This window comes from Maridesulfovibrio sp., assembly GCF_963677005.1.
Classification (GTDB): domain Bacteria; phylum Desulfobacterota; class Desulfovibrionia; order Desulfovibrionales; family Desulfovibrionaceae; genus Maridesulfovibrio.
The window spans coordinates 1,836,311-1,862,243 of the sequence record NZ_OY781616.1 but is presented as its reverse complement, the minus strand read 5'-3'; the positions used below and the strand labels follow the sequence as shown (position 1 = coordinate 1,862,243).

17 protein-coding genes are annotated in these 25,933 nt (G+C 51.8%); 10 read left to right on the top strand and 7 right to left on the bottom strand.

What is annotated here, in order from left to right; all coding sequences use genetic code 11:
* Positions 1 to 32 precede the first annotated feature (32 nt).
* From ACKU4E_RS08430 to ACKU4E_RS08405, 6 genes are all read right to left on the bottom strand, one after another.
* A complete protein-coding gene (locus ACKU4E_RS08430) occupies positions 33 to 1,565 on the bottom strand; it encodes a DUF1566 domain-containing protein (RefSeq protein WP_320170629.1) in 1,533 nt (510 codons plus the stop codon).
* 198 nt (positions 1,566 to 1,763) lie between these two features.
* Complete coding sequence (locus ACKU4E_RS08425) at positions 1,764 to 4,796, bottom strand: efflux RND transporter permease subunit (protein ID WP_320170628.1); 3,033 nt, start codon at positions 4,794 to 4,796, stop codon at positions 1,764 to 1,766.
* Positions 4,793 to 5,899 carry an efflux RND transporter periplasmic adaptor subunit gene (locus ACKU4E_RS08420; RefSeq protein WP_320170627.1) on the bottom strand — a complete coding sequence of 369 codons (1,107 nt, stop codon included), beginning with the start codon at positions 5,897 to 5,899 and terminating at the stop codon, positions 4,793 to 4,795. The genes ACKU4E_RS08425 and ACKU4E_RS08420 overlap by 4 nt, the downstream gene beginning before the upstream one ends.
* 524 nt (positions 5,900 to 6,423) lie before the next feature.
* Positions 6,424 to 6,924 (bottom strand): hypothetical protein, encoded by a 501-nt coding sequence (locus ACKU4E_RS08415; protein WP_320170626.1) that lies wholly within the window; start codon positions 6,922 to 6,924, stop codon positions 6,424 to 6,426.
* A 51-nt stretch (positions 6,925 to 6,975) separates the two neighbouring features.
* Entirely contained in the window at positions 6,976 to 7,650 is a 675-nt protein-coding gene (locus ACKU4E_RS08410; RefSeq protein WP_320170625.1) for a PilZ domain-containing protein, read from the bottom strand.
* Positions 7,651 to 7,743: 93 nt separating this feature from the next.
* Positions 7,744 to 10,953: an SNF2-related protein gene (locus ACKU4E_RS08405; protein WP_320170624.1), complete on the bottom strand. Its 3,210-nt coding sequence runs from the start codon at positions 10,951 to 10,953 to the stop codon at positions 7,744 to 7,746.
* A 214-nt stretch (positions 10,954 to 11,167) separates the two neighbouring features.
* On the opposite strand from ACKU4E_RS08405, the gene ACKU4E_RS08400 reads away from it, so the two are divergent.
* The 9 genes from ACKU4E_RS08400 (at position 11,168) to ACKU4E_RS08360 (ending at position 23,275) form a co-directional block, all read left to right on the top strand.
* Positions 11,168 to 12,850 carry a peptide-binding protein gene (locus tag ACKU4E_RS08400; RefSeq protein ID WP_320170623.1) on the top strand — a complete coding sequence of 561 codons (1,683 nt, stop codon included), beginning with the start codon at positions 11,168 to 11,170 and terminating at the stop codon, positions 12,848 to 12,850.
* Positions 12,851 to 12,853: 3 nt separating this feature from the next.
* On the top strand, positions 12,854 to 15,019 hold the full coding sequence (locus ACKU4E_RS08395) for a bifunctional (p)ppGpp synthetase/guanosine-3',5'-bis(diphosphate) 3'-pyrophosphohydrolase (RefSeq protein WP_320170622.1): 2,166 nt from the start codon (positions 12,854 to 12,856) through the stop codon (positions 15,017 to 15,019).
* A gap of 201 nt (positions 15,020 to 15,220) precedes the next feature.
* Positions 15,221 to 15,511: an IS66 family insertion sequence element accessory protein TnpA gene (gene tnpA / locus ACKU4E_RS08390; RefSeq protein ID WP_320170621.1), complete on the top strand. Its 291-nt coding sequence runs from the start codon at positions 15,221 to 15,223 to the stop codon at positions 15,509 to 15,511.
* A complete protein-coding gene (locus ACKU4E_RS08385) occupies positions 15,504 to 15,686 on the top strand; it encodes a transposase (RefSeq protein ID WP_320170620.1) in 183 nt (60 codons plus the stop codon). The genes tnpA and ACKU4E_RS08385 overlap by 8 nt, the downstream gene beginning before the upstream one ends.
* A 368-nt stretch (positions 15,687 to 16,054) precedes the next feature.
* On the top strand, positions 16,055 to 16,516 hold the full coding sequence (locus ACKU4E_RS08380; RefSeq protein ID WP_320170619.1) for a MarR family transcriptional regulator: 462 nt from the start codon (positions 16,055 to 16,057) through the stop codon (positions 16,514 to 16,516).
* A 58-nt stretch (positions 16,517 to 16,574) separates the two neighbouring features.
* The gene (locus ACKU4E_RS08375) at positions 16,575 to 17,960 is read left to right on the top strand and encodes an MATE family efflux transporter (protein ID WP_320170618.1); all 1,386 of its coding nucleotides are present in this window, start codon (positions 16,575 to 16,577) and stop codon (positions 17,958 to 17,960) included.
* A 461-nt stretch (positions 17,961 to 18,421) separates the two neighbouring features.
* Positions 18,422 to 19,117 (top strand): CerR family C-terminal domain-containing protein, encoded by a 696-nt coding sequence (locus tag ACKU4E_RS08370; RefSeq protein ID WP_320170617.1) that lies wholly within the window; start codon positions 18,422 to 18,424, stop codon positions 19,115 to 19,117.
* Position 19,118: 1 nt separating this feature from the next.
* Positions 19,119 to 20,198 (top strand): efflux RND transporter periplasmic adaptor subunit, encoded by a 1,080-nt coding sequence (locus ACKU4E_RS08365; protein WP_320170616.1) that lies wholly within the window; start codon positions 19,119 to 19,121, stop codon positions 20,196 to 20,198.
* The gene (locus ACKU4E_RS08360; protein ID WP_320170615.1) at positions 20,195 to 23,275 is read left to right on the top strand and encodes an efflux RND transporter permease subunit; all 3,081 of its coding nucleotides are present in this window, start codon (positions 20,195 to 20,197) and stop codon (positions 23,273 to 23,275) included. Before ACKU4E_RS08365 ends, ACKU4E_RS08360 begins: the two co-directional genes overlap by 4 nt.
* 102 nt (positions 23,276 to 23,377) lie before the next feature.
* Here ACKU4E_RS08360 and ispH read toward each other — a convergent pair whose 3' ends face one another.
* The gene (gene ispH, locus ACKU4E_RS08355; RefSeq protein ID WP_320170614.1) at positions 23,378 to 24,226 is read right to left on the bottom strand and encodes a 4-hydroxy-3-methylbut-2-enyl diphosphate reductase; all 849 of its coding nucleotides are present in this window, start codon (positions 24,224 to 24,226) and stop codon (positions 23,378 to 23,380) included.
* 199 nt (positions 24,227 to 24,425) lie between these two features.
* Here ispH and ACKU4E_RS08350 point away from each other — a divergent pair, with 199 nt between their 5' ends.
* Entirely contained in the window at positions 24,426 to 25,808 is a 1,383-nt protein-coding gene (locus ACKU4E_RS08350) for an aspartate aminotransferase family protein (protein WP_320170613.1), read from the top strand.
* Positions 25,809 to 25,933 lie beyond the last annotated feature (125 nt).

Here is a 25,933-nt window from a genome sequence, read left to right as displayed (position 1 = left end):
GAACCGGTGAAAGAAAAAAGGGTTCGGGGCCGCTATTGAGGTCCTCCCCTTCGGTTCCTGCCGGGACCGTGGCCTTCAGGCACACAGAAAATCCGCTTATTGCGGGATATGCAGAGTCCTTTAAGGGGGCCATGGGGAGTCTGCACTGTGCAATCGTCTCCGACAGCGCGTCCTTCGCAGGCTGTGAATGCTTCTTCAGGCGGGCCCTGCCTGTTTCCGGGACCCTGCCCCATGGAATTGTCTCTCATTTCCCCATTATTCCGGTTGTTGAAGCTCGAGCGTCCGTTCTGATTCGGATTTCCTCCGAATTCCTGTAGACCATTCCTGCCTCTCATTCCTGAACCGGAGAAGCCTGCAGTTCCTTTCCATACGGGTATTTTGACATAAGGCGGATCATAGGTTTCTACATCGCCACCGGCCACACAGCGTACATAGTTGTAGATGCGTATATCATCCCCTTGAGGACCGCGCCCGGAGGAATAAGCATCGGGATCACCAGATTTGGGATCGCTGCGTTGTGCTCCCGCTCCGTGGACATCCATCCAGCTTTTGTTCTTGCTGCGAAAAGGTGCGAAATTGCCCATGGCCCGACCGAAAGCGACATAACAGGCCGCTCTGGGACTGGGGCCGTCCAGATGGGTTGTGGAAGAGTAATAATAAGATTCTATGTCAGTGACATCAAATACAGGATCGATGGCAGCAGAATTGGTTGTTTCTGGGCTGCGTGAGTAATCAACGATTGACTGCAGTTCCTTCACGCTTGGCAGACGCCAGTCATTGCGGCCTCCGTAGGTAAGATTCTCGCAGTAACTGAGAGCCTGCTCCCAGTTGAGCTTCCGGCCGCTGTCAGTCTTCTGCCAGATGAGTCCGGTGGCCCTGTCTTCAATAGTACCGTCACTGCGCTTAACAAAAATATTTTTTCCGTAATCAGGATTTCCACGAACGTAACGTATGTATTTTTTATCCATGGGTCTGCGATGTGTTTTCCCATACCCTTTTATGCGTCCGTCAGCGAAATTGACTCCGAATGCGGTGGGGTTGCCGTCCATGGTTCTGCTCACATAGCTGGTCGAAGACCAGTCCTGGCAGTCAATTATGCGGTTTCCTTTCGAGGTGTCTCCAAATTTGAAATCGAAATATTTTGTGTTTATGAATGGAATTGAACTTGATTCGGAACACTGAACCCATCCGTTAAAATTTATAAGAGAGTACAGTTCCTTAATGGTTGGGGCACGCCAGTCGGTATATCCGCCCACCCTGCAGTCTTTTGCCCCGTCCATGGCCTCCTGCCATGAAAGCTGAGGCCCTCGGGCTTTGACCCACATCAGACCGGTCACCAGATCCGAAACCGTTCCGTCTCCATTATCCCGGTATTGCGGTTGGTTTCCTTTATACTGGGCATCCTGACCGTAAAAGCTGTCACCTTTATCCGGGCAACTTATCTGCCGTGAATTGTTGAAGCATGCTTCCTGCCCGCTATCCACTATGGGGTATGATCCGGCATGGGCTGCTATGGCGAAAAACAGCAGTGAGACGAAGACTGTCAGTATATGAATTCTTTTCATTCAACTATCCTCCATCCTCTGTACCTGTTTCAGATTAGACAGCGAAAGAGTCCTGATTCCGGCAGTCAGTGTTTCAACAGCTGCTTTCTGTCGGTGTTTTATTAAAACATAAAGTTGCAGAAAAGAGTAAGCAGTATTTAAATAGTGGTCAGCTGTTTTTCCGGCCCCCGCCGCAGCAGCGGAGGCCGGGAGCAGTGTTTATGAAGGGTTTTTGACCTTGTAGAACATGGAATAAAGAACCGGAACAACCAGCAGTGTCAGCACTGTGGCAAAGGCCAGACCTGCCATGATGGTAACCGCCATGGCCGAGAAGAAGGCATCGGTTACCAGCGGGAGCATGCCGAGTATGGTTGTGCCGGAAGCCATGGCCACCGGGCGGATACGGCTCAGCGCCGCATCCATGACCGCACGGTATGGGGGCTTGCCGTCAGCCAGTTCTATGTTGATCTGGTCCAGCAGGACGATGGCGTTTTTGATGAGCATTCCCGAAAGTGAAAGGAAGCCCAGCAGAGCCATGAACCCGAACGGCTCTCCCGTGGCCAGCAGTCCCCAGGTTACCCCGATGATGGACAGGGGCACAGTCAGCCAGATTATGGCCGGGACCCGCAGGTTGTTGAAGAGCATTATGGTTACGATGATCATGATCAGGAACGGGCCGCCGAGACATTTTGCAAGACTGGTCTGGGCGTCCTTGGAGTCTTCATATTCCCCGCCCCATTCCATGGAGTATCCCGCGGGAAGTTTCATGGCTTCGATCTGCGGACGAAGCTCTTTGAAAAGCATCGAAGGCAGGCCGCTTACCGGCTCGCAGGATACGGTCACGGTCAGCATGCGGTTGCGTGTGCACAGTTTGCCCGGTTCGATATTTGTTTCAAATCCGGAAACGACTTCCTCTACTGGTATCATGCGCCCGGCCACAGGGCTGAATATCTGTACATCCCCTATCTGGGTTACATCCAGCCTCTCCTTGTCCGGGGGGCGGGCAACAATAGGCAGGAGCTTGTCACCTTCCCTGTAGATTCCCACGTTGGTGCCGGTGAAAAACATATTCATGGCTTTTGCCAGGTCCGGACGGGTGATACCCGCGATTTTGGCCTGTGCCTCCGATATGACCGGGCTGATGATTTTGACATCCTGCCGCCAGTCATCTCGTACTGATTCCGTTTTTCCTCCAGCAAGCATTATTTCCTGTGCGTCGCGTGATATCCTCCGCAAAACAGATGTGTCCGGACCGCTGAACCGGACTTCAATGGAGGCAGCCCGGCCTGGACCAAGCTTGAATTTTTTTACCTTTGGTTCAGCATCAGGATAGTTTGTTTCAAGATATTTTTTATAGCGGGCCATGACCTCGCCGGTAGTTTCATAATCCTTCACTTCCACCAGCAGCATGCCGTATGATGAAGCCGTCTTTTCCGGGGAATAGGTCAGGATAAAACGGGGTGCTCCTTCGCCGGTGAAAGTGGTCACATTTTTGACCTGCTCGTCTTTCCTTATTACCGCTGCTATTTCATTTACATCCTCAGCCGTGGCCCGGATATCCGTTCCCTGCGGTAACCAGTAGTGGATATAAAAACGGGGCTGGGTGGAGTCCGGAAAGAAACTCTGCTTGACGTAGCCGAAACCGTATATTGACCCCACCAGCATCAGGAACAGGGTTGCCATGGTCAAAACCCGGTTGCGCAGGCAGAATTCGAGAATGCCGCGATATATGCGAAAGAGGACTCCTCCATATGGATCACCGGATTCGCTGATTTTGGGCCGCAGGAATATTTCACAGAGCAGCGGGGTTACTGTCACTGCAGTTACCCAGCTCATCATCAGTGAGATGAACAGGACAATAAACAGGGATCGGCAGAATTCGCCGACCTTGTCCGGACTGAATCCTATTCCGGCAAAAGCCATAATCGCTATGACTGTGCCGCCGAGAAGAGGCCACTTGCTTTGCTCTACAACGTCAATTGCGGATTGGATGCGGTCCATGCCTTTCTGGTAGCGGATGAGCACGCCTTCCGTTACCACAATGGCGTTGTCCACAAGCATTCCCAGTGCAATGATCAGCGCGCCGAGGGAAATGCGTTCCAGCGCCACTCCCGCCATCTGGATGAAAATGAACGATCCGCAGATGGTGATGAGCAGGATTGCCCCGATGAGCAGACCGGATTGCAGCCCCATGAACAGCAGCAGTACGATAATGACGATGACCACGGCTTCAGCCAGGTTTATGACAAAGGAATTGACTGCGGCTTCCACTCGGCTCGGCTGGAAGTACACATGTTCCACATTCATGCCAACCGGGGTCTGGGCCTGCAGTTCATCCAGCTTTTTATTGATGGCTACGCCAAGGTCGACCACATTGGCCGATGGAGTCATGGAAATTCCGATGGCAACGGCATTGCGCCCGTTGAAGCTCATCAACTGCGAGGGCGGGCTTTGATAACCGCGATGAATTTCGGCCACGTCCCGTAGCGGAACCAGTCTGCCCGAACCGTCCCTTATGTAGAGGTCCCCAAGGTCTTCAACCGATTCAACTCCGCCTGACGGTGAGATCTCGATATATTCCCTGCCGACCTTGACGTTGCCGGATTTGACCACAAGGTTGCGGTTGGACAGAGTTTTGTAAATCGAATCAAGGGAGACTCCCAACCGGGCCATACGCGCCCTTGAAATCTCCACGAATACGGTTTCCTGCTGTTCCCCCCAGACCGTGATCTTGGCCACATTGTCCACCAGCAGCAGCTGCTTGCGCAGGAACGTCACATAATCCTGCAGATCCTGCTGAGAGTATCCGTCCCCGGAAATTGAAAGCAGAATTCCGTAAACATCACTGAAATCATCTATGACAAGGGACTTCCCTGCCCCGGGGGGGAGGGATGGCTGGGCATCACTGACCTTCCGGCGGAGTTCGTCCCAGACTTGGGGCAGGGTGTCCTTGTCATATCGGTCCTGCACTTCAACGGTGACAATGGACTGTCCACGGTTGGAGATGGAGGTTACCTTCTTGAGTTGTTTGAGTTGCTGGGCCGCCCCTTCAATCACATCGGTGACTTCGTCAGCCACTTCCGAGGGAGTGGCTCCGGGGTACGAGGTTACTACCAGCGCTTCCTTGATAGTGAATTCGGGATCTTCAAGGCGGGGCATATTCAGAAACGCCATTATCCCGTATAGAAAAAACACAATTGTCAGGACCACTGAGACGGTTTTCTTCTCAATGGTCAGCCGTGCAAGACTCATCCCCGGCCTCCGATTCTGCCCTTCAGGATCTTAACTTCCTGTCCTTCGCGCAGGTAATGCGCTCCGGATACGACAACCTGTTCGCCGGGGTTGACCCCCTTGTGGACTTCAAACCTGTCGCCGATGATTCTGCCTATTTTGACATTGCGTTTCTTCACAGTGCCCTTTTCGTAGATCCAGACGAATTTGTCCTGATCCGGAAAGCCGACAACGGCTGAAACAGGTACGGAAACAGTTTTCACTCCTTTTGTCTCCGGCATACTGGCCACGACCTCTGCGGTCATACCCGGATGTATGGACAGTCCCTCGGGTTTTTCCATTTTGAGGGTTACCTCATAGGTCTGGGTCTCGGAATTGGCCTTTGTCTGGAACTCCTTGATCCCAAGCTTGAAATCGCGGCCCGGGTAACTTTCAAACCTGGCAAAGGCGTTGAAGGTGCGGCTGTCCTTATTGATGAATCCGCGAACCCATATGTTTTCCGGCACATCCACAACCACATCCAGAGCTGATGTGTCCTCAAGCTGCACAATAGGCTCCTTGGCCTGGATGAATTCATGATTGTCCACTGATTTTACGGCAATTGTTCCGCTGAAGGGTGCTACCAGCCGGGTGTACTGCAGGTTGAGCTTGGCCCGGCGCAGTTCCTGAACCAGCGAGTTGACCCGGGCCCGGCTGCTTTCATACGTACTTTTGGCTGAATCAAAGGAAGACTGGGCCACGGTATCGGAAGCGAGCAGTTTGCCGTTGCGTTCATAATTAAGTCTGGCTTCGTTCATCACAGACCTTGCGCCCAGAAGCTTTGCTTCCAGATCTGCTACCGCGGCCTGAAAATCCCGCTGGTCAAGCTCGGCAATCACCTGTCCCTTTGCAACGAAATCGCCTTCCTTTACATCAAAATGTTCAATCTGCCCCGGAACCCGGAATGCAAGGGTCGCCTCACGGGTGGCCTTGACCTTGCCGGGAAATTTGCGTTGTTCCGGCATGTTCTGGTCTGTTATTTTAAGAACCCGCACAGGGCGTATGGGCTGCTCCACCTGAACTTCTTCTTTGCATCCCGGTAGAAGCAGCATTGTCAGCATCAAAAATAATATTGTATTGCGCATGGCTATCCCCCCTTATGGCAATATTTCGACGTATCTAATCAATCAGTTGATTAGTAATCGTGCAAAAAAAATGGGAATATGGATGTTCCGGAGCCCATCATTATTCAATTTCGCGAACACCCATATCGGTCTAATTCTCTGATCATGCTTACGTCCTTGGACTGGTGACCGGAAAAGGTTCCGGCAGTCGCAGCAGAAGCAGTGAACCTCTGCGATCTGGGTTTGTCGTAACTAAATGCGGCCAGAGTGAAAAAGTAGCAACGCTACGCAAGTCATCCGTTTGCTTCTTTGTTACGGCATTATGTGAATTGATGAGATATCCGGCGATATCCGTTTCTCGGCAATGTCTTTTTGCACGCCTTCATGGCCTTAATTAATCGCATGATTAAAGAATGTCAATCGATTGATTAGATGTTGACATCCGGAAAATATTCCAACTGTCCTTGCATGTTGGATCAGAACGACAATAGGTAAACGCGCCATAGGGTGCAGTAAAATTTTTAGTTAGGTCTCTTATAAGATTTTCATCTGGGCAGTTCAGGGAATATTTTTCTGACAATGGCCGCTGCTTCCTGTGTTGCCATGATGGCTCCGAAGTCGCTTATGAAGGGTTTCAATTCGTCAATCAGCAGGGGAATTTTTTCCGTGCAGGATTTTGCTGTATTGAAATCGGATTCAGCATCAGCTGCGTCCGGTCCTTTCTGGTAGAGGTGGCAGGACAGCTTCCAGGCAACCTGAAGATCACGATAGGCCGAGCGGTATTCCTTGAGGGAAGAGTATGCCTCCGCCCGGAGCATGAATGCGTGTGCTTTGACTGATTCCGATTCATCCGAACCGATTACGTTGTCCAGAGTCTGTACCGCAGCCTCATAATTGGATTCCCGGCTGTATTCCTGCGCCTGGTCCAGCGAGCCGTGCATCATGGCACAGCCGTTCGCCATAATCAGCAGCAGGATGAGTATCAGTTTTGCCGCAATGCTCAGTCGTGACATGGAGTATTTCATGATGCCGTCATTATTGCACATCAGGAAGGACACTGTCCATGCTTGAGCATTGCGGTAGTCTGGGGTGGGAGTTTATTCTATTTCAGCGGGGCTGTTCGCGAGGAGGTTCGGTGAGATGTGTTTTTCGATAAGTTCCTGTTTCTGGTCATCGCTAATTTTCACAAATTGCAGTCCGTACCCGAATTTTCCGTTTTCTTTTGCAGCAGACCAGCGGATGGCCCCGTATACAGGAAGTTTGTTTGAGATGTCGTGAAATCTCATGTGTACGAATCTGTTTGCGGAAAGGTCGGTTTCGGTTGTTATGAAGCATCCTGCTTCGGACAGGTTCTCGACATTGGCGTAGAACTCCCTTGCCATTACGTGGTCGTCCTCGTGGCTGAGCTGCACCTGCAGAGAAACGGGAACCCTTTCATACAGGCGGGTTGATCTGGTTTTTCTCTGCATGCAGTCATTGCGAAAACAGACCGGGTCGTCAACCGGCAATGTCTGCCGACCATTTCCTCGTATTCTCATCATGGGTCTGCCGGCAGCAAGGGCGAATATCTTGTTTCGATCATTTGCCGGTGTGCTCATGACTTTTTTCATCTCCAGGATAACACCTGAAAAATCGTTTTCGAGCATTTCATCAAGAAAGCTTTCCAGGTCCCGGCAGTGTCTGATGTTCAGTTCCGGATATGTTCCGAGTGACGGGCAGCAGTTGCCGCTGTCCGCATAGGCTATCACGGCAATTTCAGTATTACAGTTCATCTTGTTTCTCCTTTCAGGTAAAAAGGCCCGGACTCTCTTAAGAGAGTCCGGGCCAACTTAATTTGATCCGGTTATATTTTTGTTACGTGCAGGTTAAATTTCGAACAACATTTCAAGATCGTCACGGGTGAGCGACTTGAGGGCGGACTGGCCGGGAATAATGGCATCCGCAACGTTTTTCTTCATTTCCTGCAGCTTGAGTATTTTTTCTTCCACCGTGTTCTGGCAGATCATCTTGTACGCAAAGACCTGACGCTTCTGTCCTATGCGGTGCGTACGGTCTGTTGCCTGGTTTTCCACTGCCGGGTTCCACCACGGGTCGTAGTGGATCACGTAGTCGGCAGAGGTCAGGTTCAGTCCGGTTCCGCCAGCCTTCAGAGAAATGAGGAAGATGGGGATGTCCGGGCTGTCATTGAAGCGGTCAACCTGATCGAAACGGTCCTTGCTGGAGCCGTCAAGATAGGCAAACGGAATATCCTTGATGGTCAGCCAGGAGCGGATCACATGCAGCATCTGTACGAACTGTGAGAAGACCAGCACCTTGTGTCCACCTTCCACGATATCAAAGACCAGGTCCTTGAACGCATCGAACTTGCCGGAGGGCAGGTTGGTGGAAAGTCCGGGCATATCCAGTTTGAGCAGGCGCGGATGGCAGCAGATCTGCCTGAGTTTGAGCAGGGCGTCGAGTATGGACATCTGGCTTTTGGCCATGCCTTTTTCGTCCACATCCTTGAGCACCTGGTCCTTGAGCCGCTTTGCAAGAGCGTTGTAGAGCTCCCTCTGCTCCTCGATGAGGTCGCAGTAATGCACGGTCTCGATCTTGGGCGGCAGGTCTTTGGCCACTTCAGACTTGGTGCGGCGCAGGATAAAGGGTTTTACCCTTGTCCGCAGATAGTTCAGAGTTTCCTCGTCCCCGTCCTTGATCGGTTTTACTATTCCGCGCTGGAACGAATGCTGTGAACTGAGGAATCCGGGCATGAGGAATTCAAACAGGGACCACAGTTCAAAAAGGTTGTTTTCTATCGGCGTACCGGAGAGACACAGTCTCATGTCGCTCTTGAGCTTGCGGACCGATTTTGCCGTTATGGTATTCGGGTTTTTGATGTTCTGGGCTTCGTCCAGAATAACCGATGTGTATTCGTGCTTGAGCAGTTCTTCCAGATCCCGCCGCAGCAGCGCATAGGTGGTGATGACGATGGTCGATTCAGGAATCTTTTTGAACAGGTCTTCACGCCTTGAACCGTAAATGGTCAGCAGGGGCAGATGCGGACAGAATTTTTGTGCTTCCCTTTCCCAGTTCGGCATTACCGAAGTGGGAACAATGATCAGGTTCGGACCGGTGATTCCCCGTTCGTGCAGAGAAAGGATGAACGACAGGGTCTGGATGGTTTTACCCAGCCCCATTTCGTCAGCCAGAATCCCGCCGAAGCGGTATTCACGCAGGAAGTTGAGATAGCTGAGCCCCTGAACCTGATACGGCCGCAGGGTGGCATTGAGCGCCTTGGGCTGATCAATCATCCTGATTTCATCGAAGTTATGAATCTTTTCCCTGAGCTTGACGAAATGTTCATCTGTTCTGGCATCGGGGAGATCCTCAATGATCTTATCGAGAACCGGAGTTTCATATTGTTCGTACTGCTGTCTTGGCGGCTGTTCGGGATCGTAACCCAGAGCCTTGAGCTTGTGGCTGAGTTTCTTGAGCCATGATTCAGGCAGGCTTGTATAGGAGCCGTCCTTCAACTGCACGTACCGTTTGCCCTGACTCCAGGCTTCCCATATCTTATCAATGGGTACCCGCTGGTCGTCGTATTCCACGTTGATGTCGAGGTTGAACCACTTGTTGTCTTCGTCAGTCTCGATTTCGGCGACAATCTGAGGCGAGGTAAGTCTTACCTTGTAGCGGGTAAGGTTCTTTTCCCCGTATATTCTGTAGGCTTCGACAAGCTGCGGGTAAAAGTCCAGCAGAAAGGTTATGGCCGCTTCCTGTTCCATGAACCAGACCGAGTTGCTTCTCGGCTGGAATCCCATGTCTCTGAGTTCCGAAAAAAGCTGTGCTTCCTCGTCCTGTGCCCGGCGGACCAGGTAGGATTTTTCGCCGTCCCTGTAACTTCCGGTCTGCAGATCCGGGTTGGGATCTCCCATGGAGACTTCCCCGTGCTCGGTATCGTAGATGTTGTCGATCTTGATCGTCAGCAGCGAGCCTTCCTCGTTGAGGTAAAGCTTGGGATTGAAGGTTGCGGGAACGAAGAACGGCTGCATCTTTTCCAGAAATTCTTCGTGATCATGCAGGTCGGATACCGGAATCTGGGTCCAGACGCGGTCAAGGAATTCCGGTATGTCCGCGGGGGGAATCACCGGATTCTGTATGCGCATTTCCTGCACCAGCTTGGGCGCAAGGGTGGTCTGGACGGGGTAGAATCCCTGTTTCCAGTATACCCACAGGGGCAGCCGCCCGTAAAAAAAGACCTCATCATCATCCATGATGGAAAACGGCGGTTTGCCTTCATCAGACAAAAGTATATCGAACCTGAGGCCTTCCTCGGAAAGCTCCGGAGAGAGTCTGAGCTGCATGGTCCTGCTTTCAATGCGGATCGGAATATCCGTATCCCGCAGGAACATGTAGTATTCATCCTTTACAGCAGTGAAAAACCAGGCATGCAGCCCCGGAGGGATTTCCACCCGGTGCCCGCGGTAATCAAGGTAATGCCCGATCTGTTCGGCCACCAGCGGAAGGCCGGGTGACGTTTCGCTCCAGTCCGGCTTGTCGATTATATCCTGCAGCTCGATTTCGTTCTGCACCTGAGACAGGCCGGACTTGTTCTGTCTGGCTCTGAAAAAAGCAACCTGCAGGCGTTCCGGTTCCGGGTACATGCGGTACAGGATATAGTGCTTGCCCGCTTCCGGCTCCAGTTCCGTGGCAAAAAAGGATCGGAAGTTCTGGCGCCAGTCAACGGTGTTCTGTGCCTCCGGCTGATCCTCGTCAGTATCAATAGTCTGAAGCAGCTTTATGGCCGCAGCACCGACATGTTTGCATACCCCGGAAAACGATTCAGGACAGTTGCAGTAGAAATTTATGCTTTCCTCGGCCAGATTGAGGCCGAGTTCCGTGGAATATATCTGGAAATCTTCTCCCTGGATTGACGCGTCTACATCCCAGTATCTTTCTCTTTTTTTCAATTCAAGACGCTGTACTCCGTCACAGGCCACAATAGAGTGTGAGCCGTCGAGGATATATTCCGGTACGGTACCGGATAAAAATGATTTCAGAATCGATTTAACTACGGTTTCTTCATTTTGTGACATACTTACACGTTCCCCCGAACTATAAACTTCAGTATGTTATGTATAATTCAGTCTTTGTTATAATGATAATTATTCTAAGTAGAGGCAGATAGAATGTTTCCGTAAAGTAAAATCTGTTAGCGGTCAATATGCCGCTGCACATTGCTTGGCTTTTCCAGAACAATAGTCCATACTGAATATGTTAGCAATCTAGCGATCTTTATGGAAGATTTTTATGCAAAAAAATAAGGGCAACATGAACAGACCTGCGATAGTTTTTATGTTTTTTTTGTTTCTCGCACTGCTTGCAGGGTGTGGGGATGCTCCTGATGTTAAAAAAGAGGAGCCTGCGAAAGAGGTTGCGCAAGCGACGATTGATGACTCGAAACCGGTTTTCGGCGGCAGGCTGACCGACCCTGTGCTGGCGGAGCCTATGTGTCTCCTTTCGGCTCTGGCTTCCGATTCCGCCAGTCACGGAGTTGCAAGCAAGCTTTTCGTCTCGCTGCTGAAGTACAACAAGAATATTGAGCTTGTCCCGGACGCGGCCGAATCTTTCGAGGTTCTGGATGGCGGGAAGCTGCTGCGCTTCAAACTCAGGAAGGATATCCGCTGGACGGACGGAGTTCCTTTGACTGCCGAAGATGTGGAGTTCACATATAAAATGATGATCGATCCTGATACGCCTACGGCATATGCCGGGGATTACAGAAACGTCAGGGAATTCCGGCTGACCGGGAAATATTCGTTCGAAGTCCGTTACGATAAGGTGTTCGCCCGTTCCCTGATTTCCTGGGCAAACGACATCCTTCCGAAGCATATTCTTGAACACGAGAACCTGAACGAAACAAAATACAGGCGCGAGCCCATCGGCGCAGGCCCCTACAAACTCAAGGAATGGATTCCGGGCAGGCGGCTCGTGCTGGAGGCTAATGACGATTATTTTGAAGGCCGTCCGTATATTGATGAATTGGTCTACAGGGTCATACCGGACCAGTCCACGCAGTTTCTGGAATTCAAGAGCGGTTCTCTTGATGACATGGAGCTTACCCCCCAGCAGTATCTTTATCAGACCAAAGGGGGAAACTGGGATAGCAATTTTCAGAAATACAAATATCTGTCGTTCTCATACACCTACCTCGGCTTTAATATGGAGAGTCCTTTTTTCAAGGACGTCAGGGTGCGTCAGGCCGTCAATTACGCCATAGACAAGGATGAGATAGTAAAAGGGGTTCTGTTTGGGCTGGGCTATCCGGCAATCGGTCCGTACAAGCCGGGCACCTGGGTATACAACGACAAGCTCAAGCCTTACGGATATCATCCGGAAAAGGCTCTGGCCCTGCTTAAGGAAGCCGGGTGGACCGATACGGACGGGGACGGAATTCTCGACCGTGACGGCAAGCCTTTTTCCTTCAGCATCATCACCAATCAGGGAAATTCCTTGCGTATTAAGTCCGCAACAATTATTCAGAACCGGCTCAGGAAAATCGGTATAGATGTCAAGATACGGACAATTGAATGGGCTGCCTTTCTCAAGGAGTTTATTGACAAAGGTCGATTCGATGCCACTATTCTCGGTTGGAATATCTTGCAGGACCCGGATATCTATTCCGTATGGCACTCCTCCAAGGCCGTTCCCGGCGGCTTGAATTTCATCAAGTACAAGAACAGCGAAGTGGATGAATTGCTCGACAGGGGGCGCTCCACTCTGGATCAGGCTGAGCGGAAACGGATTTATGACCGCGTTCAGGAGATCATGCACGAAGAGCAGCCTTATTGTTTTCTTTATGTTCCCATGTCTCTGCCGATTTTCAGCAAGAGAATAAAGGGGATCGAAGTGGCCCCGGCAGGGCTTGATTACAATGCAAACGAGTGGTGGATTCCGAAAGCGCTGCAGAAGAAACCCACCTTACAGCAGTAGATTATGATACGCATCAATGAAATAACTGACATAGTCAGTTCCTATATCAGCGACCCGGACCTGGCCCTGATCCAGCGGGCATACGTTTTTTCGGCCCGGGCTCACGAAGGGCAGGTCCGTCTTTCCGGTGAGCCTTATCTTGCCCACCCCCTGCATGTGGCCAAGATTCTGGCGGACATGCGTCTGGACGAACCTACCGTGGCCGCCGGCCTGCTCCACGATACGGTGGAGGACACCGATGCCACCATCGACGAGATCGCCGATCTTTTCGGTGAGGAAGTCGCCGATATCGTGGACGGGGTGACCAAGATAAGCATGATGGATTTTGAATCCAAGGCCATTGCCAAGGCCGAGAACATCCGCAAGATGATTCTGGCCATGGCCGAGGATATCCGGGTGCTTATGGTCAAGCTCGCCGACCGTCTGCACAACATGCGCACCCTTGATTTCCAGAAGAGCTACAAGCAGATGCTTATCGCTCAGGAGACCCTTGATATATATTCCCCGCTGGCCAACAGGCTCGGTCTGTACATGGTCAAGAGGGACCTTGAAGATCTCTGCCTTTATTATCTCAAGCCTGATGTATACAAGGATATCACGGACGGACTGGCGAGGCAGCATACCCTCGGCAAGGAGTATGTGGACAAGGTAGTCAGTCTGCTCGGCGATATGCTCAAGGACAACAAGATCAAGGGGACCGTTTACGGCCGTACCAAGCACAAGTTCAGCATCCACAAGAAGATGCAGCGGCAGGGACTCAACCTTGATGAAGTTCACGACATAATCGCCTTCAGGGTCATTACCGATTCCGTCAAGGACTGTTACGCTGTTCTGGGGCTGGTCCATTCCATGTGGAAACCTGTTTCCGGCAGGTTCAAGGACTATATTTCCATCCCCAAGGCCAACATGTACCAGAGTCTGCACACCACGGTCATCGGCCCGGAAGGGGAGCGCATAGAAATCCAGATACGTACCGATGAAATGCAGCAGGTTGCCGAGTACGGGGTTGCGGCTCACTGGCAGTACAAGGAAACCGGTTCCAGTGCCGCCAAGCAGAACCGTGATGCCGAACGTTTCTCGTGGCTGCGTCAGATAATGGACTGGCAGCGGGAGCTTGAAGATCCCCGCGAGTTCATGTCTTCGTTGCGTTTTGATCTTTTCAACGATGAAGTCTACGTTTTCACTCCCGCCGGTGAGATCAAGGAACTGCCGGACGGTGCAACTCCCGTGGACTTTGCCTATTCCATCCACACCGAGGTGGGGAACCATTGTGCCGGGGCCAAGGTCAACGGAAGACTTGTGCCTCTCAATACCGCGCTCAAGAACGGCGACACCATAGAGGTTATTACCGACAAGAAGCGCAAGCCCAGCCGGGACTGGCTTAAATTTGTCAAGACAGCCAAGGCGCGTACTCGGATCAAGCATTACATCCATACCGAGGAACGGACCCGTTCCATCGTACTGGCAAGGGAAATGCTGGAAAAAGAAGGCCGGCGCATGAATCTCAACGTTACCAAAGCCATGAAGGACGGTTATTTCGTCATTCTGGCAGACGAGTTTTCCTGCGGCAGCGTGGACGACCTGCTTTCCAATATCGGATATTCCAGAATCACGCCCAGAAAGGTGCTGCGCCGTCTTTACGCGGTGATCAATGAAGCTGAAGGTCTGACTGACGAACCGCAGCAGCCGGAACACCACGAGCCGGGAGAGGGGGGCGGCAAGAATGCTGCAAGCTCCATCAATATCGAAGGTGTGGACAATGTTCTGATCCGTTTCGCAGGTTGCTGTACTCCGCTTCCGGGCGAACCGATCATCGGATACATCAGCCGTGGCCGGGGCGTGATAATTCACTCTGCCACCTGTCCGAACATCAAGAATCTGGAGGCCGAAAGGCTGCTGAATGTATCCTGGGAAGGCGGGCAGGAGGAAACATCGCATCCTGCTCAGATCAGAATCCGCTGCCGCAACCGCAGGGGGATGCTGGCCCAGATATGTACTGTGCTGACGGAAATGGACGTGAATATAGATTCCGGAAACTTCAAGTCCGATGTAGACGGTATTTCGTTTCTGGAATTCACAGTGGAAGTAACCGATCTCGGCCACTTGCACCGTTCCCTGAACAAAGTCAAAACCATTGATGGAGTTCTGGAAGCAACCAGATTGAGTTGATTTGTTTTGTGCCGAAGTCCATGTCTAATTAACGACAGAGGAACCCCGACTAGATTTATAGCCCTATCAAATAAAGTCCCGCTGATTTAGGTCAGCGGGACTTTTTTATGCCCATGAATATTCGTAAGCGCACGATAACCCCCTTCTTACAGCAGCACCCCATCAATGCCATGATGCCCTTCAGCTCAAGGAGGAGCATCCATGGCCAAGGCATCCCGAAAACAGAAGAAACTCCGTTCAGCCGACTTTTGGCGTAAACATGTCGATGGTTGGCGTGCGAGCAAGCTGACGCAAGCCGAATACTGCCGCAGACACAAGCTTTCCGCAGGCGCGTTTTATCACTGGAAACGGCGTTTCCTGGGGCAAAGTGAAGGTTTTCGTGTCAAGACGCCGGACATAGTTGCGATTCCGGTGCAACAGATCACGGCCAAGGAAGTCCAACAGCTATTCACCCTCGCGTTCCGGCAAGGTTGCCGAGGGGCTGGTGCGTGAATTTTCAGGCTATCTGCAAACCGACGGGTATGCGGGGTATAACGCCTTTGGGGGGCGAGAGGGCATCATCCATGTCGGCTGTCTGGCGCACGTGCGGCGTAAGTTCATGGACGTGCTCAAGGCCGGGACAAAAAAACGAGGCACGGACTTGTACAGCCTGGTCGAGACTGCGTAGGCTAACGGGCTGGAACCGCTGCGATATCTGCACTTTCTCTTTGAAAGACTGCCTGGCGTAAAGTCGGATGATGAAAGAAGAAGCTTGTTGCCTCAGTATCTTGCAGTAGAAGATCTGGCGTGATAAAAGGACTTGGACGATTGGAAGAGGGCAAAAAATTTGAGCGCGCGCCAGCCTTCCCAGGTCAAAGGACGCGCCTTTCAAAATCGTCCTTTTTCCGCCATGCCGGGCGGTTGTCTGGCATGGCCGCCTCCTGGCCCCTCGGCAATATTTTTCAAGGCCGTGCCTGTCCGGCCATTCCCAATCATATACCCGCCGGCAACGAGAAAAAGATTGACGATAGAGTATAGCTGCTATACACATTGCGCATGTTGGTTCGTAGCAAAGAAGAATCCGGTGTAAGCTATCAATTGTTGCGCGTGGCTTGGCTGCTTTTCGATCATGACAAGCGGACCCATTACTACGGCACGGACGAACGCCTGTTCGAGGCCGAAATCCATTTGATAGTGGCAATCAAGGACAATCCAGGATTCCATGTGGCCGCCCTGGCCCAAAGGTTCGGCGTGACCAAAGGCGCGATTTCCCAGATAATAAAAAAGCTGGAAAAAAAGGGAATGGTCGTCAAGGCCAGCGATCCGAAGAACCAGTCAAGGCTTTTGCTGAGCCTTACCACCAAAGGGGAAACAGCCTATGAGGCCCACGCCAGGCTCCACCGCGACTTTGACGAAATGGTGGCCGGGCTGCTTGAGCAGGAGTCCGAAGAACATCTCGTGTTTCTGAAAAATTTTCTGCGCAGGGTGTCCCAGGAGATCGAATCCCACGAGGGATAATTTTTTTATCTAAAGTGTATAGTAGCTATACGCTTTAATCACAATCATAAGGAATCATATGAACGCCAAAGACAAAAGAATCCGCATCTTGAGCGAGGAAAAGGTTTCAACTGCCCTTTTGAAGCTCGGGCTCCCGGCCATCATCGGGATGCTGGTCTCGGCCTTGTACAACGTGGTGGACGCCTACTTCATCGGTTGGCTCGGCCCCAGCCAGATGGCCGCTGTGTCCATTGTTTTTCCGGTGGTGCAGGTCGTCATCGGCCTGGGGCTGACATTCGGATGCGGGGCGGCGTCCTGCATCTCCCGGTACATGGGCGATGGCGACATATCCGGCGCGAGCAAGGTCGCCTCCACGGCCCTGTTCTCCGGTATTGCCGCTGGAGCTGTCCTTACCGCCGCCTGCATGCTGTTTTCAGAGGAATTGTTGACATACCTGGGGGCAACGGAAACCATCCTGCCCTATGCACGGGATTATTTCTCGGTCTTCATGCTGTTTTCTACTGTAGGCGTATGCTACATCACCATAAACAACATCGTCATCTCCGAAGGCGCGGCCAGGATGTCCATGGTCGTGATGCTGTTCGGCGGGGTGCTGAACATGGTTTTGGACCCGGTATTCATCTTCGTGTTCAACTGGGGAGTTTATGGGGCCGCGGCCGCGACGGTCATTTCCCAAGCCTCCATGCTCGCGGTTTTCATCTGGTATTTCGCAAGTTCCAGGGCAAATGTCAGCATCGCTCCAAAACATATGACTTTTGAAAAAGACGTATATCTCAACGTGCTCAAGCTGGGCCTTCCCATGTTCGCCTTTCAATTGCTTTCCGGCCTTTCCATGGGAATGACCAACACGGCCATCAGCGAATACGGAGACTCGGCGGTTGCCAGCATCGGGGTCGCGCTCAGAATACTGGCCTTGGTGTCCTTTGTTGTTTTTGGTTTTGTCAAAGGATTTCAGCCCATAGCTGGATACAACTATGGAGCGGGAAACTATGGCCGCTTAAAGGAATCCATCGCCGTCGCGCTGAAATGGACCGGAGCCTATTGCGCCGTGGTGGCCGTATCCCTGTGCCTTTTCAACGGCGAAATCATGAGGCTTTTCAGCCACGGAGACTTGAACATCGTGGAAATAGGCGGGAAAGTCCTTATGTACAACGGGCTCGTCTTCATATTGTTCGGACTTTTCGTGGTTGATGCGACGCTTTTCCTGGCCCTTGGAAAGGCCGGGGAAGGGATGCTGTTGAATCTCAGCAGGCAGGGAATATTCTTCATTCCCGCGATCATGATCCTGCCCGGAATATATGGAATGAAAGGCGTGATCTACGCCCAGCCCGTGGCCGAGGTATTGTCCTTCGCCCTTGCCTTTTTGCTGTTCATTCCGCTGAAAAGGTCTTTGAACGGGCTGGAGGAGAATTCAGCATCCCTTGTGCCCCGCCATGGGGTGTGAGGCCAGGGATCGCAGCCAGATAGGCGCTCGCGGCAACGACGCAGACCTTTTGGTCGTGTGGGTGTTCTTCAGGTTTCCGGACTTACCGTACACAAATTTCCGTTTGGTGAAGAGAGCTCTAAATGTCCTCATATTGCAGCTTCGCTCCCACCGGGAGTCAGCTTCATAAGGGGAGTGCAGAATTCGGAAAAAATCGTACGGTAAGGGGGCATTCCATAATCTGGGAAAAATCCCACGCTAACGAATATTTCCTGGAGAAACTTGCTGCTTTAACACTCTACTATACCTGAACATTAGTCTGGTTTATCTTTCCTGTTTGTATATAAACAAAAGTTTTGAACAAATATTTTAAACAAACGTTTGACTTTATAGTGAACGGTGTTTATTTAGTTCCTGTAAGAATGAAAATAGATTGCGGGCGGTCGATTTTCGCCGCCCGATCAAATGTGAGGTTTCCGGGTATGAAAACTAATGCCACGTGTACGGTGTGCAAGTCCAAGGGAATGACCAACAAGGCCAGGGGAGAAGAGACCCGCAGACGGCTGATAGAAGTCGGGTTGCAACTGTTTGCCATGAACGGGTTCAACGGGGTGAGCATGCGCAATCTGGCTTCCGAGGCGGAAGTCAACCTTGCGACCGTGGGGTACCACTTCGGGGGAAAACAAGGGCTTTACGAGGCTATTCTGAATGAGATCATTGCGTGTCGCGATGAAGTCATGCCCGGCATGGATGTCGTCATGGAGAAAGTATCCGAATACGAATCCGGAACGCTTAGCGGCGAAGAAGCAGTGGCCTGGTTTTTCAGATCCTTTATGAGCGGAATGCTCAGCAATCCGGCTTCCATCTGGGGTATAATGCTTATCAACCGGGAGCTTGCCGCTCCCAGTGAAGCGTATTCCATGCTTGATGAGAAATTTTTCAGCCCTTCCATTGATGCCATGAACATGCTGCTCAAGGCTGTCATGCCTGATGGAACCACCTTTACCGAAATTATGATCGTGGGTACCGCTCTGATCGGTATCGCGCTTAAGTTTGTAAATCACAAGGCTTTTTCCGACCGTGTCGGGTGGGATGAAATGACCCCGGAAAGAATTGATATAATAACTGAAACCCTGTGTAAAAGAGCCGTGGCTTTTGTCTGCTGCAACGAGGCTTAATATGAAAAAAATATTAGTTGCTACGATAATCCTGTTTTTGTTCGCGCTTGGCGGGTGCAAGGAAAAACCGGGTCCGGCGCAGGAAATCCTGCGTCCGGTCAAGACAATGACTGTCGGAGAATCTGCATCCAGCAGGCAGTGGGTTTTTTCCGGAACGGCTGAGGACGCCCTCCAGTCAGACCTGTCTTTTCGTGTCGGAGGCAAGATAATTTCCTTCCCCGGCGACCAGATAGGTCGCAAGTTTCAGGCCGGAGAAGTTATTGCCCGGCTGGACCCTGCCGACTACGAGCTGGAAGTGCGCCAGAGCGAATCCAACCTTGAACAGGTCCGGGCCAACTATGTCCGCGCCAAGGCGGATGTGGCCCGCATCAGAACCCTTTATGAACGCAAGGTTGTTTCCAAGTCCGAGCTGGATCAGGCCGATGCGGATTTCAAATCCTTTCAGGCTCAGCTGAACGCTTCTGAAAAGCTGCTTGATATTGCGCGTAAAAGGGTGCGTTACACAGTCCTCAAGGCCCCGTTTGATGGATGGGTCGGTTCCGTGGATGTCAATGTGCACCAGAACGTGCAGCCCGGCCAGAAGGTCGTGGGATTCAATGCCGGTAAACAGATGAAAATGTATATAGCTCTGCCGGATACCCTCATTTCAGAGATATCGGAAGGCGAGAAGGTGCTTGTAACCTTTGATGCCCTTCCGGGAAAAGTCATGAACGGGGTGATCATGGAGGTCGGCATAGGCACGAACCATGGTTCCTCTTTTCCGGTCAAGGTTTATCTCGATAATTCCAAGCAACTGGTTCGCAGCGGCATGTCCGGAAACGTGAAGTTTCTGGGGCGTTCAGCCGGTGGCAGTCTTTTTGTGGCTCCGTCCTCGGTCGTGGGCGGATCTGACGGCAGCAAGTACGTGTGGGTGCTGGAGAACGGGACTGTGGTTAAACGCCGTGACGTAAAGGTCGGGACTCTTTCCAGGCAGGGACTGGAGATTCTGGAAGGCCTGAAGTCCGGTGAAACAGTTGTCACACGCGGTGTTCATTCGCTGAAGGACGGCATGAAAGTTCGCAGCGTGGGGGGATTGTCGTGAATCTTGCCAGATGGTGCATAGAGAACAGCCGCACTTCCATAGCTCTGTTTCTGCTCATCGCCCTTGGCGGCGTGATGACTTTCATGAGCATTCCGAAGTCGGAAGATCCGGATTTTACAATCCGCACGGCCGTGGTCATCACCGCGTTTCCGGGAGCCTCTCCACAGAGGGTGGAGGAACTGGTTACCGACAAGCTTGAAGAGAAGATTCGCGAGATTGATGTAATCAAGAATGTCCGTTCGCAGTCCATGACCGGCATATCCATCATAGAGGTCGAGTTTCAGGATAGCCAGAAGGATATGAATCCTATCTGGCAGAAACTGCGTAACAAGGTCTCAGACGCGCAACCGACACTGCCGCCGGAAGCCATGACCCCGAGCATCAATGACGAGTTCGGAGATGTGTACGGAATTCTGGTCGCCCTTACCGGTGACGGCTTCACCTATCGGGAACTCAAGGACGTGGCCGACTATACCCGCGACAAGCTGTTGCAGACTCCCGGAGTCGGTAAGGTCGAGCGGTGGGGGCTGCAGGACGAGCGGGTTTTCATCGATTTTTCAAACTCGCGCATGGCAGCGGCAGGTATAACTCCGTTTGCTCTGGGACAGATGATCGATCACCAGAACTCGATCCGCCCCAGCGGTTCGGCCAAGGTCGGACCGGAGCGTATTTCCATAGAGCCGACCGGTGAGTTCAAATCAGTTGACGACATCGCTGACCTTTCCATGAGAATCGAGGGCATGAAGTCTTCGGTAAAGCTTTCCGATGTTACCAAAGTCAGCCGCGGATTCGCCGATCCTCCGGGTGTTCTGGCCAGGTATAACGGAAAACCGGCCATTATGCTCGCCATCTCCATGGCCGACGGCAACAACATCATGGAAGTTGGCAAACTGGTCAGCGCAAAGCTGGATGAGCTTTCCAAGGATCTATATCTCGGCATGGACTACAATATAGTAGTCTACCAGCCGGATTATGTTGATACGGCCGTTTCGGATTTCATGCTCAATCTGCTTGAGTCTTTTGTCTTCGTGGTCGTGGTCATTCTTGTTTTCGCCGGGTTCAAGACCGGGCTGATCGCCGGATCGCTGGTTCCCATGGCCATGCTGGGGTGCATCGGTCTGATGCCGTTTTTCGATGTGGGGATGCAGAGAATATCCATTGCCTCGCTTATCATCTCACTGGGTATCCTTGTCGATAACGGTGTCGTTGTTTCGGAAGCCATTCTTGTACGCCTTGCGGCCGGTGAGGACCGTATGAAGGCGGTTGTCGGTTCCGTTTCAGAACTCTGGATGCCGCTTCTTGCTGCATCGCTGACAACAGTTTTCGCTTTTCTGCCGATTCCGCTGGCCGACAATACCACCGGGGAATACTGCTTTTCACTGTTCATAGTCGTGAGCCTGACTCTGCTGTGTTCCTGGGTGCTGTCCATGTCCATGGTGCCCATGCTCTGCTATTACATACTCAAGCCCAAGAAGGTCATTCAGACATTTTCCAGCCGTATGTACAGAATCTACAGGAGCATGCTCATCGCCTGCCTGAAACACAGGACCGTGTTTCTTGTCATAGTTCTTTTCGGTTGCGCGGTGGCTTTCTGGGGATTCAAGTTTGTCCCTAAAATGTTCTTTCCGCCCAACGAACGGGCCCAGTTCACAATTGATTTCTGGCAGCCCTTCGGATCGGACATAACCACCACCGCCGAGGAAGCCGGGAAGCTTGAACAGTTCCTGATGTCCGATGAAGGGGTGGAGAGTGTCGGAACTTTCGTAGGCCATGGCGGTCCGCGCTGGTACCTGCCGCTCAACCTTGAACAGCGCAATGACAACCTCGCCACTTTTGTGGTCAACACCAAAAGTGTTCCGGAAACCGATGCCGTTATCGAGCGGGTCAGGAAGGAGTTAAAGGGCAAGTTCCCGGATGCGGACTTCAGTCTCAAGAAGCTTATGAACGGTCCTCCGGTGGGTGCTCCGGTGCAGATTCGTATTTCCGGTCCGGACCAGAAGACTCTTTATATGCTACGTGACAAAATCGCCGCACTGCTTGATAAAACACCCGGAGTTGCCCGTGTATGGGACGACTGGGGGCAGTGGACCAAGAAAATGGAAGTCGATGTGGATCAGGACAAGGCCCGGCAGGCCGGTTTGTCCAGTTTCGATGTTGCCGCTTCCCTGCAGTCGGCCATGAGCGGCTATCAGGCTTCAACTTACCGTGAAGGAGATACCAATATTCCTATCCTGCTGCGCAGTGAGGAATCCTTCCGCAACAGGCTGGACAAGCTGGACAGTATAAACATCTATTCATATCAGGACGGCAAATCCGTGCCGCTCAGCCAGATAGCCAGTTCCAGACTGGTCTGGCAGCCTTCGGACATACGTCGCCGTGATCAGACCAGAACCATGACCGTCAAGGCCGACCTTCTGGACGGCTATTTCGCCATGCAGACTCTGGATGCTGTTCGCCCGGAAATAAACAGGATGATGAAATCGCATGAATGGCCGGTGGGTTATTCCGTTGCATACGGCGGTGAATTCGAGAAGAGTCAGGAAAGCCAGGAAGCCATAAATGCCAATATGCCGCTGGCCATGGGGCTGCTTGTGCTGGTACTTATTTTCCAGTTCAACTCCTTCAGGCGTCCGCTCATAATTCTCCTGACCCTGCCGCCCATGATGTGCGGGATCACTCCGGGAATGATCCTGACCGCTTCCCCGTTCGGGTTCATGCCCATGCTGGGTATGATCAGTCTTCTGGGAATCATCGTTAACAATGCCATAATGCTGATTGACCGCATTGAGATTCTGCGCGGCCGGGGAATGATTTTGAGCGATTCCATAGTGCTGGCTTCGCTGGAACGTGCAAGGCCGATCATAATGACCGCCACCACCACTATTATAGGTATGGTGCCGCTCTCGCTTCAGGGAGGGGAAATGTGGCGGCCCATGGCCAACTGCATCATGTCTGGCCTCATGTTTGCCACCGTGCTTACCCTGATTCTCTGCCCGGTTCTTTATTCCATATTCTTCAAGCAGAGCTTCAAGGGATATGAATGGGATTCGGCAGTGATTGCGAGAGGCGGCGACTAAATCCTGATATTCATCCGTAACGGGTGGTTGAAAATATATAAGACAATAAAAAAGCGCGGTGTTCCGGGAACATCGCGCTTTTTATTGTTCTGTATGAATGAGTTAAAGCTTTTCCAGAATCTGCTGGATAATGTCCACAAGGTGCTTCGGAGTTGATGCCCCGGCAGTTAGCCCTATTGTCTTTATCTCCTTCAGTTCATCAAGAGGCAGTTCTGCCGCAACTTCAACATGGGTGCATTTTGTACCGGCTGTTTCGACAACCTGCACCAGCCTGCGGGTGTTTCCGCTGATGCGGCCGCCGACAACGATCATGTGATCTACTTTACGGGAAAGGGATATAGCTTCTTCCTGTCTCTGGCGCGTTGCATCACAGATGGTATTCAGCGTTACAAAGTCGATGCCCTTGCCCTCAAGGAAACGGATGCTTTCTTCATATACACTGCGGTCCTGAGTTGTCTGGGCGGCGAGACAGTATTTCTTGTCCGGGTAGAGTTTAATGGCCTCCAGTTCCTCTATGGAGTCGAAAAGGTGTGTGCCGGACGGGGCATAGCTTAAAAGTCCTTTAACTTCCGGGTGGCTGTCTTCTCCGTAAAGGAGAAGAATCCGGTCATCTTCAGTGTTTTTCTTGATGAGCAACTGCGCTTTTTTCACCTTCGGGCAGGTGGCATCAATGACGTTTACTCCCCGTAAACGCAGTTCTTCTTCCGCGTTTTTGGGTATTCCATGAGCCCGGATGACTCCGTAGGCTCCTTCGGGGACGTCATCCGGCGTGTGTGCGGTGATTACGCCTTTTTTTTCGTAGTCCTCCAGAACCTGCGGGTTGTGGATGATCGGACCGAGGATATATATTTTGCCGTTTTCATTCTTATCAATGAGCGAGTCCAGTTTGTTGAGGGCCAGGTCAACCCCCATGCAGAACCCTGCTGTCTCGGCTCTTATAACTTTAACCATGTCATGGTCTCCTTTATTTGCGTGCCGTCTTTTCGGCCTGTTCAACTTTTCCGCGCAGGCTACAGTTCCCGCTCTGTTTTGGCAATGCACTAATGCATGAATGAACGGGTTATCCATTGACCGCGAACTGGAAGCGGAGTATTTCTCGTGAAAATCATATTCAACGCCATTTTGCAAAGGTACACTGGAGCCTGATAGAATGAGTACTGAGATTGTAGAAAAATATCAAGAAAGGCTTGCGGAGGCTTATACCCTGCACCGCAAGTTTGTTAACCCCCAGTTCGTGCGTGTTCTGGAAGTAATCGGGTATGACAGGAATTACGTTTCCGCGGAAGGGGCATACCTTACGGATGCCAACGGTGTTAAGGTTCTTGATTTCCTCGCCGGGTTCGGGGTCTACAACATAGGCCGCAACCACCCCCATGTGGCGCGAGTGCTGCATGATACCATCGATGCCAAAACCGCGAGCCTTGTTCAGATGGACCTCGGAGTACTTTCCGGTATGCTCGCCGAAAAACTGGCGGAGATAACTCCGGGTAATCTTGAAGCCGTTTTTTTCACCAATTCCGGTACGGAAGGTGTGGAAGGGGCTCTCAAGTTCGCCCGCCAGGCCAGCGGCAAGCATAAGATAGTACACTGCCATCATGCTTTCCACGGTCTGACTCTGGGAGCGCTTTCCGTAAATGCAAACCCTGAATTCAGGGAACGTAACGAGCCTCTGCTGCCCGGCTGTATACCCGTTCCTTTCAATGACCTTGATGCTCTTGAAGAGGCCCTTCGCGGCGGAGATGTCGGAGCATTCATTTTCGAGACCGTGCAGGGCAAGGGCGTTTTCGTTCCCGATGATGATTACCTTAAAGGAGCACGGGAGCTTTGTGACCGCTACGGCACCTACATGATTGCCGATGAAGTTCAGTGCGGGCTGGGGCGGACCGGAAAGATGTTCGCGGTGGAGCATTGGGGAATTGTTCCGGATATTCTGGTCATTTCCAAGGCTCTTTCCGGCGGTTTCATCCCCGTCGGAGCAATCGTCACCACCCGTGAAATCCATGGAAAGATTTTTGATTCCATGGAACGCTGTTTCGCGCATTCCAACACTTTCGGTCAGAACGACCTTGCCATGGCCGCAGGACTGGCCACCATTGAGGTGCTGGAGAAAGAAAATCTTGTGGAAAATTCTGCCAGAATGGGCGGACGTATTATCGCAGGCATGCAGAAGCTGACCGAAAAATACGAAATGCTCAGCGAGGTTCGAGGCAAAGGACTGATGATCGGCATGCAGTTCGCAGAACCTAAATCCATGGCTCTGAAGGCCAGTTGGAAGCTGCTGCACAAGATGAATAACGATCTCTTCTGCCAGATGATCACCATGCCGCTGCTTGAAAAGCACAACATTTTAAGCCAGGTTGCCGGTCACGGTCTGGATACGGTCAAGATTCTGCCTCCGCTTATGATAAATGACGTGGATGTGGACAAATTTCTGGCCGCAATGGATGATGTGCTCAAGGAAGCGCACAAGATTACCGGCTCGGCCTGGAAGACGGTGAAAGACCTCGGCATAAGGACAGCAAGGACATCCTAATAGCCGGAAATCCGCTGCTGCGGAAATAATAGAGTTTATCATGGAAGGCAGACTGTGCTATGGTTTGCCTTCTTTGTTTATTTGAGATTTTTCATAAAAAGCCCCGTCCGTATCCCGGCGGGCAC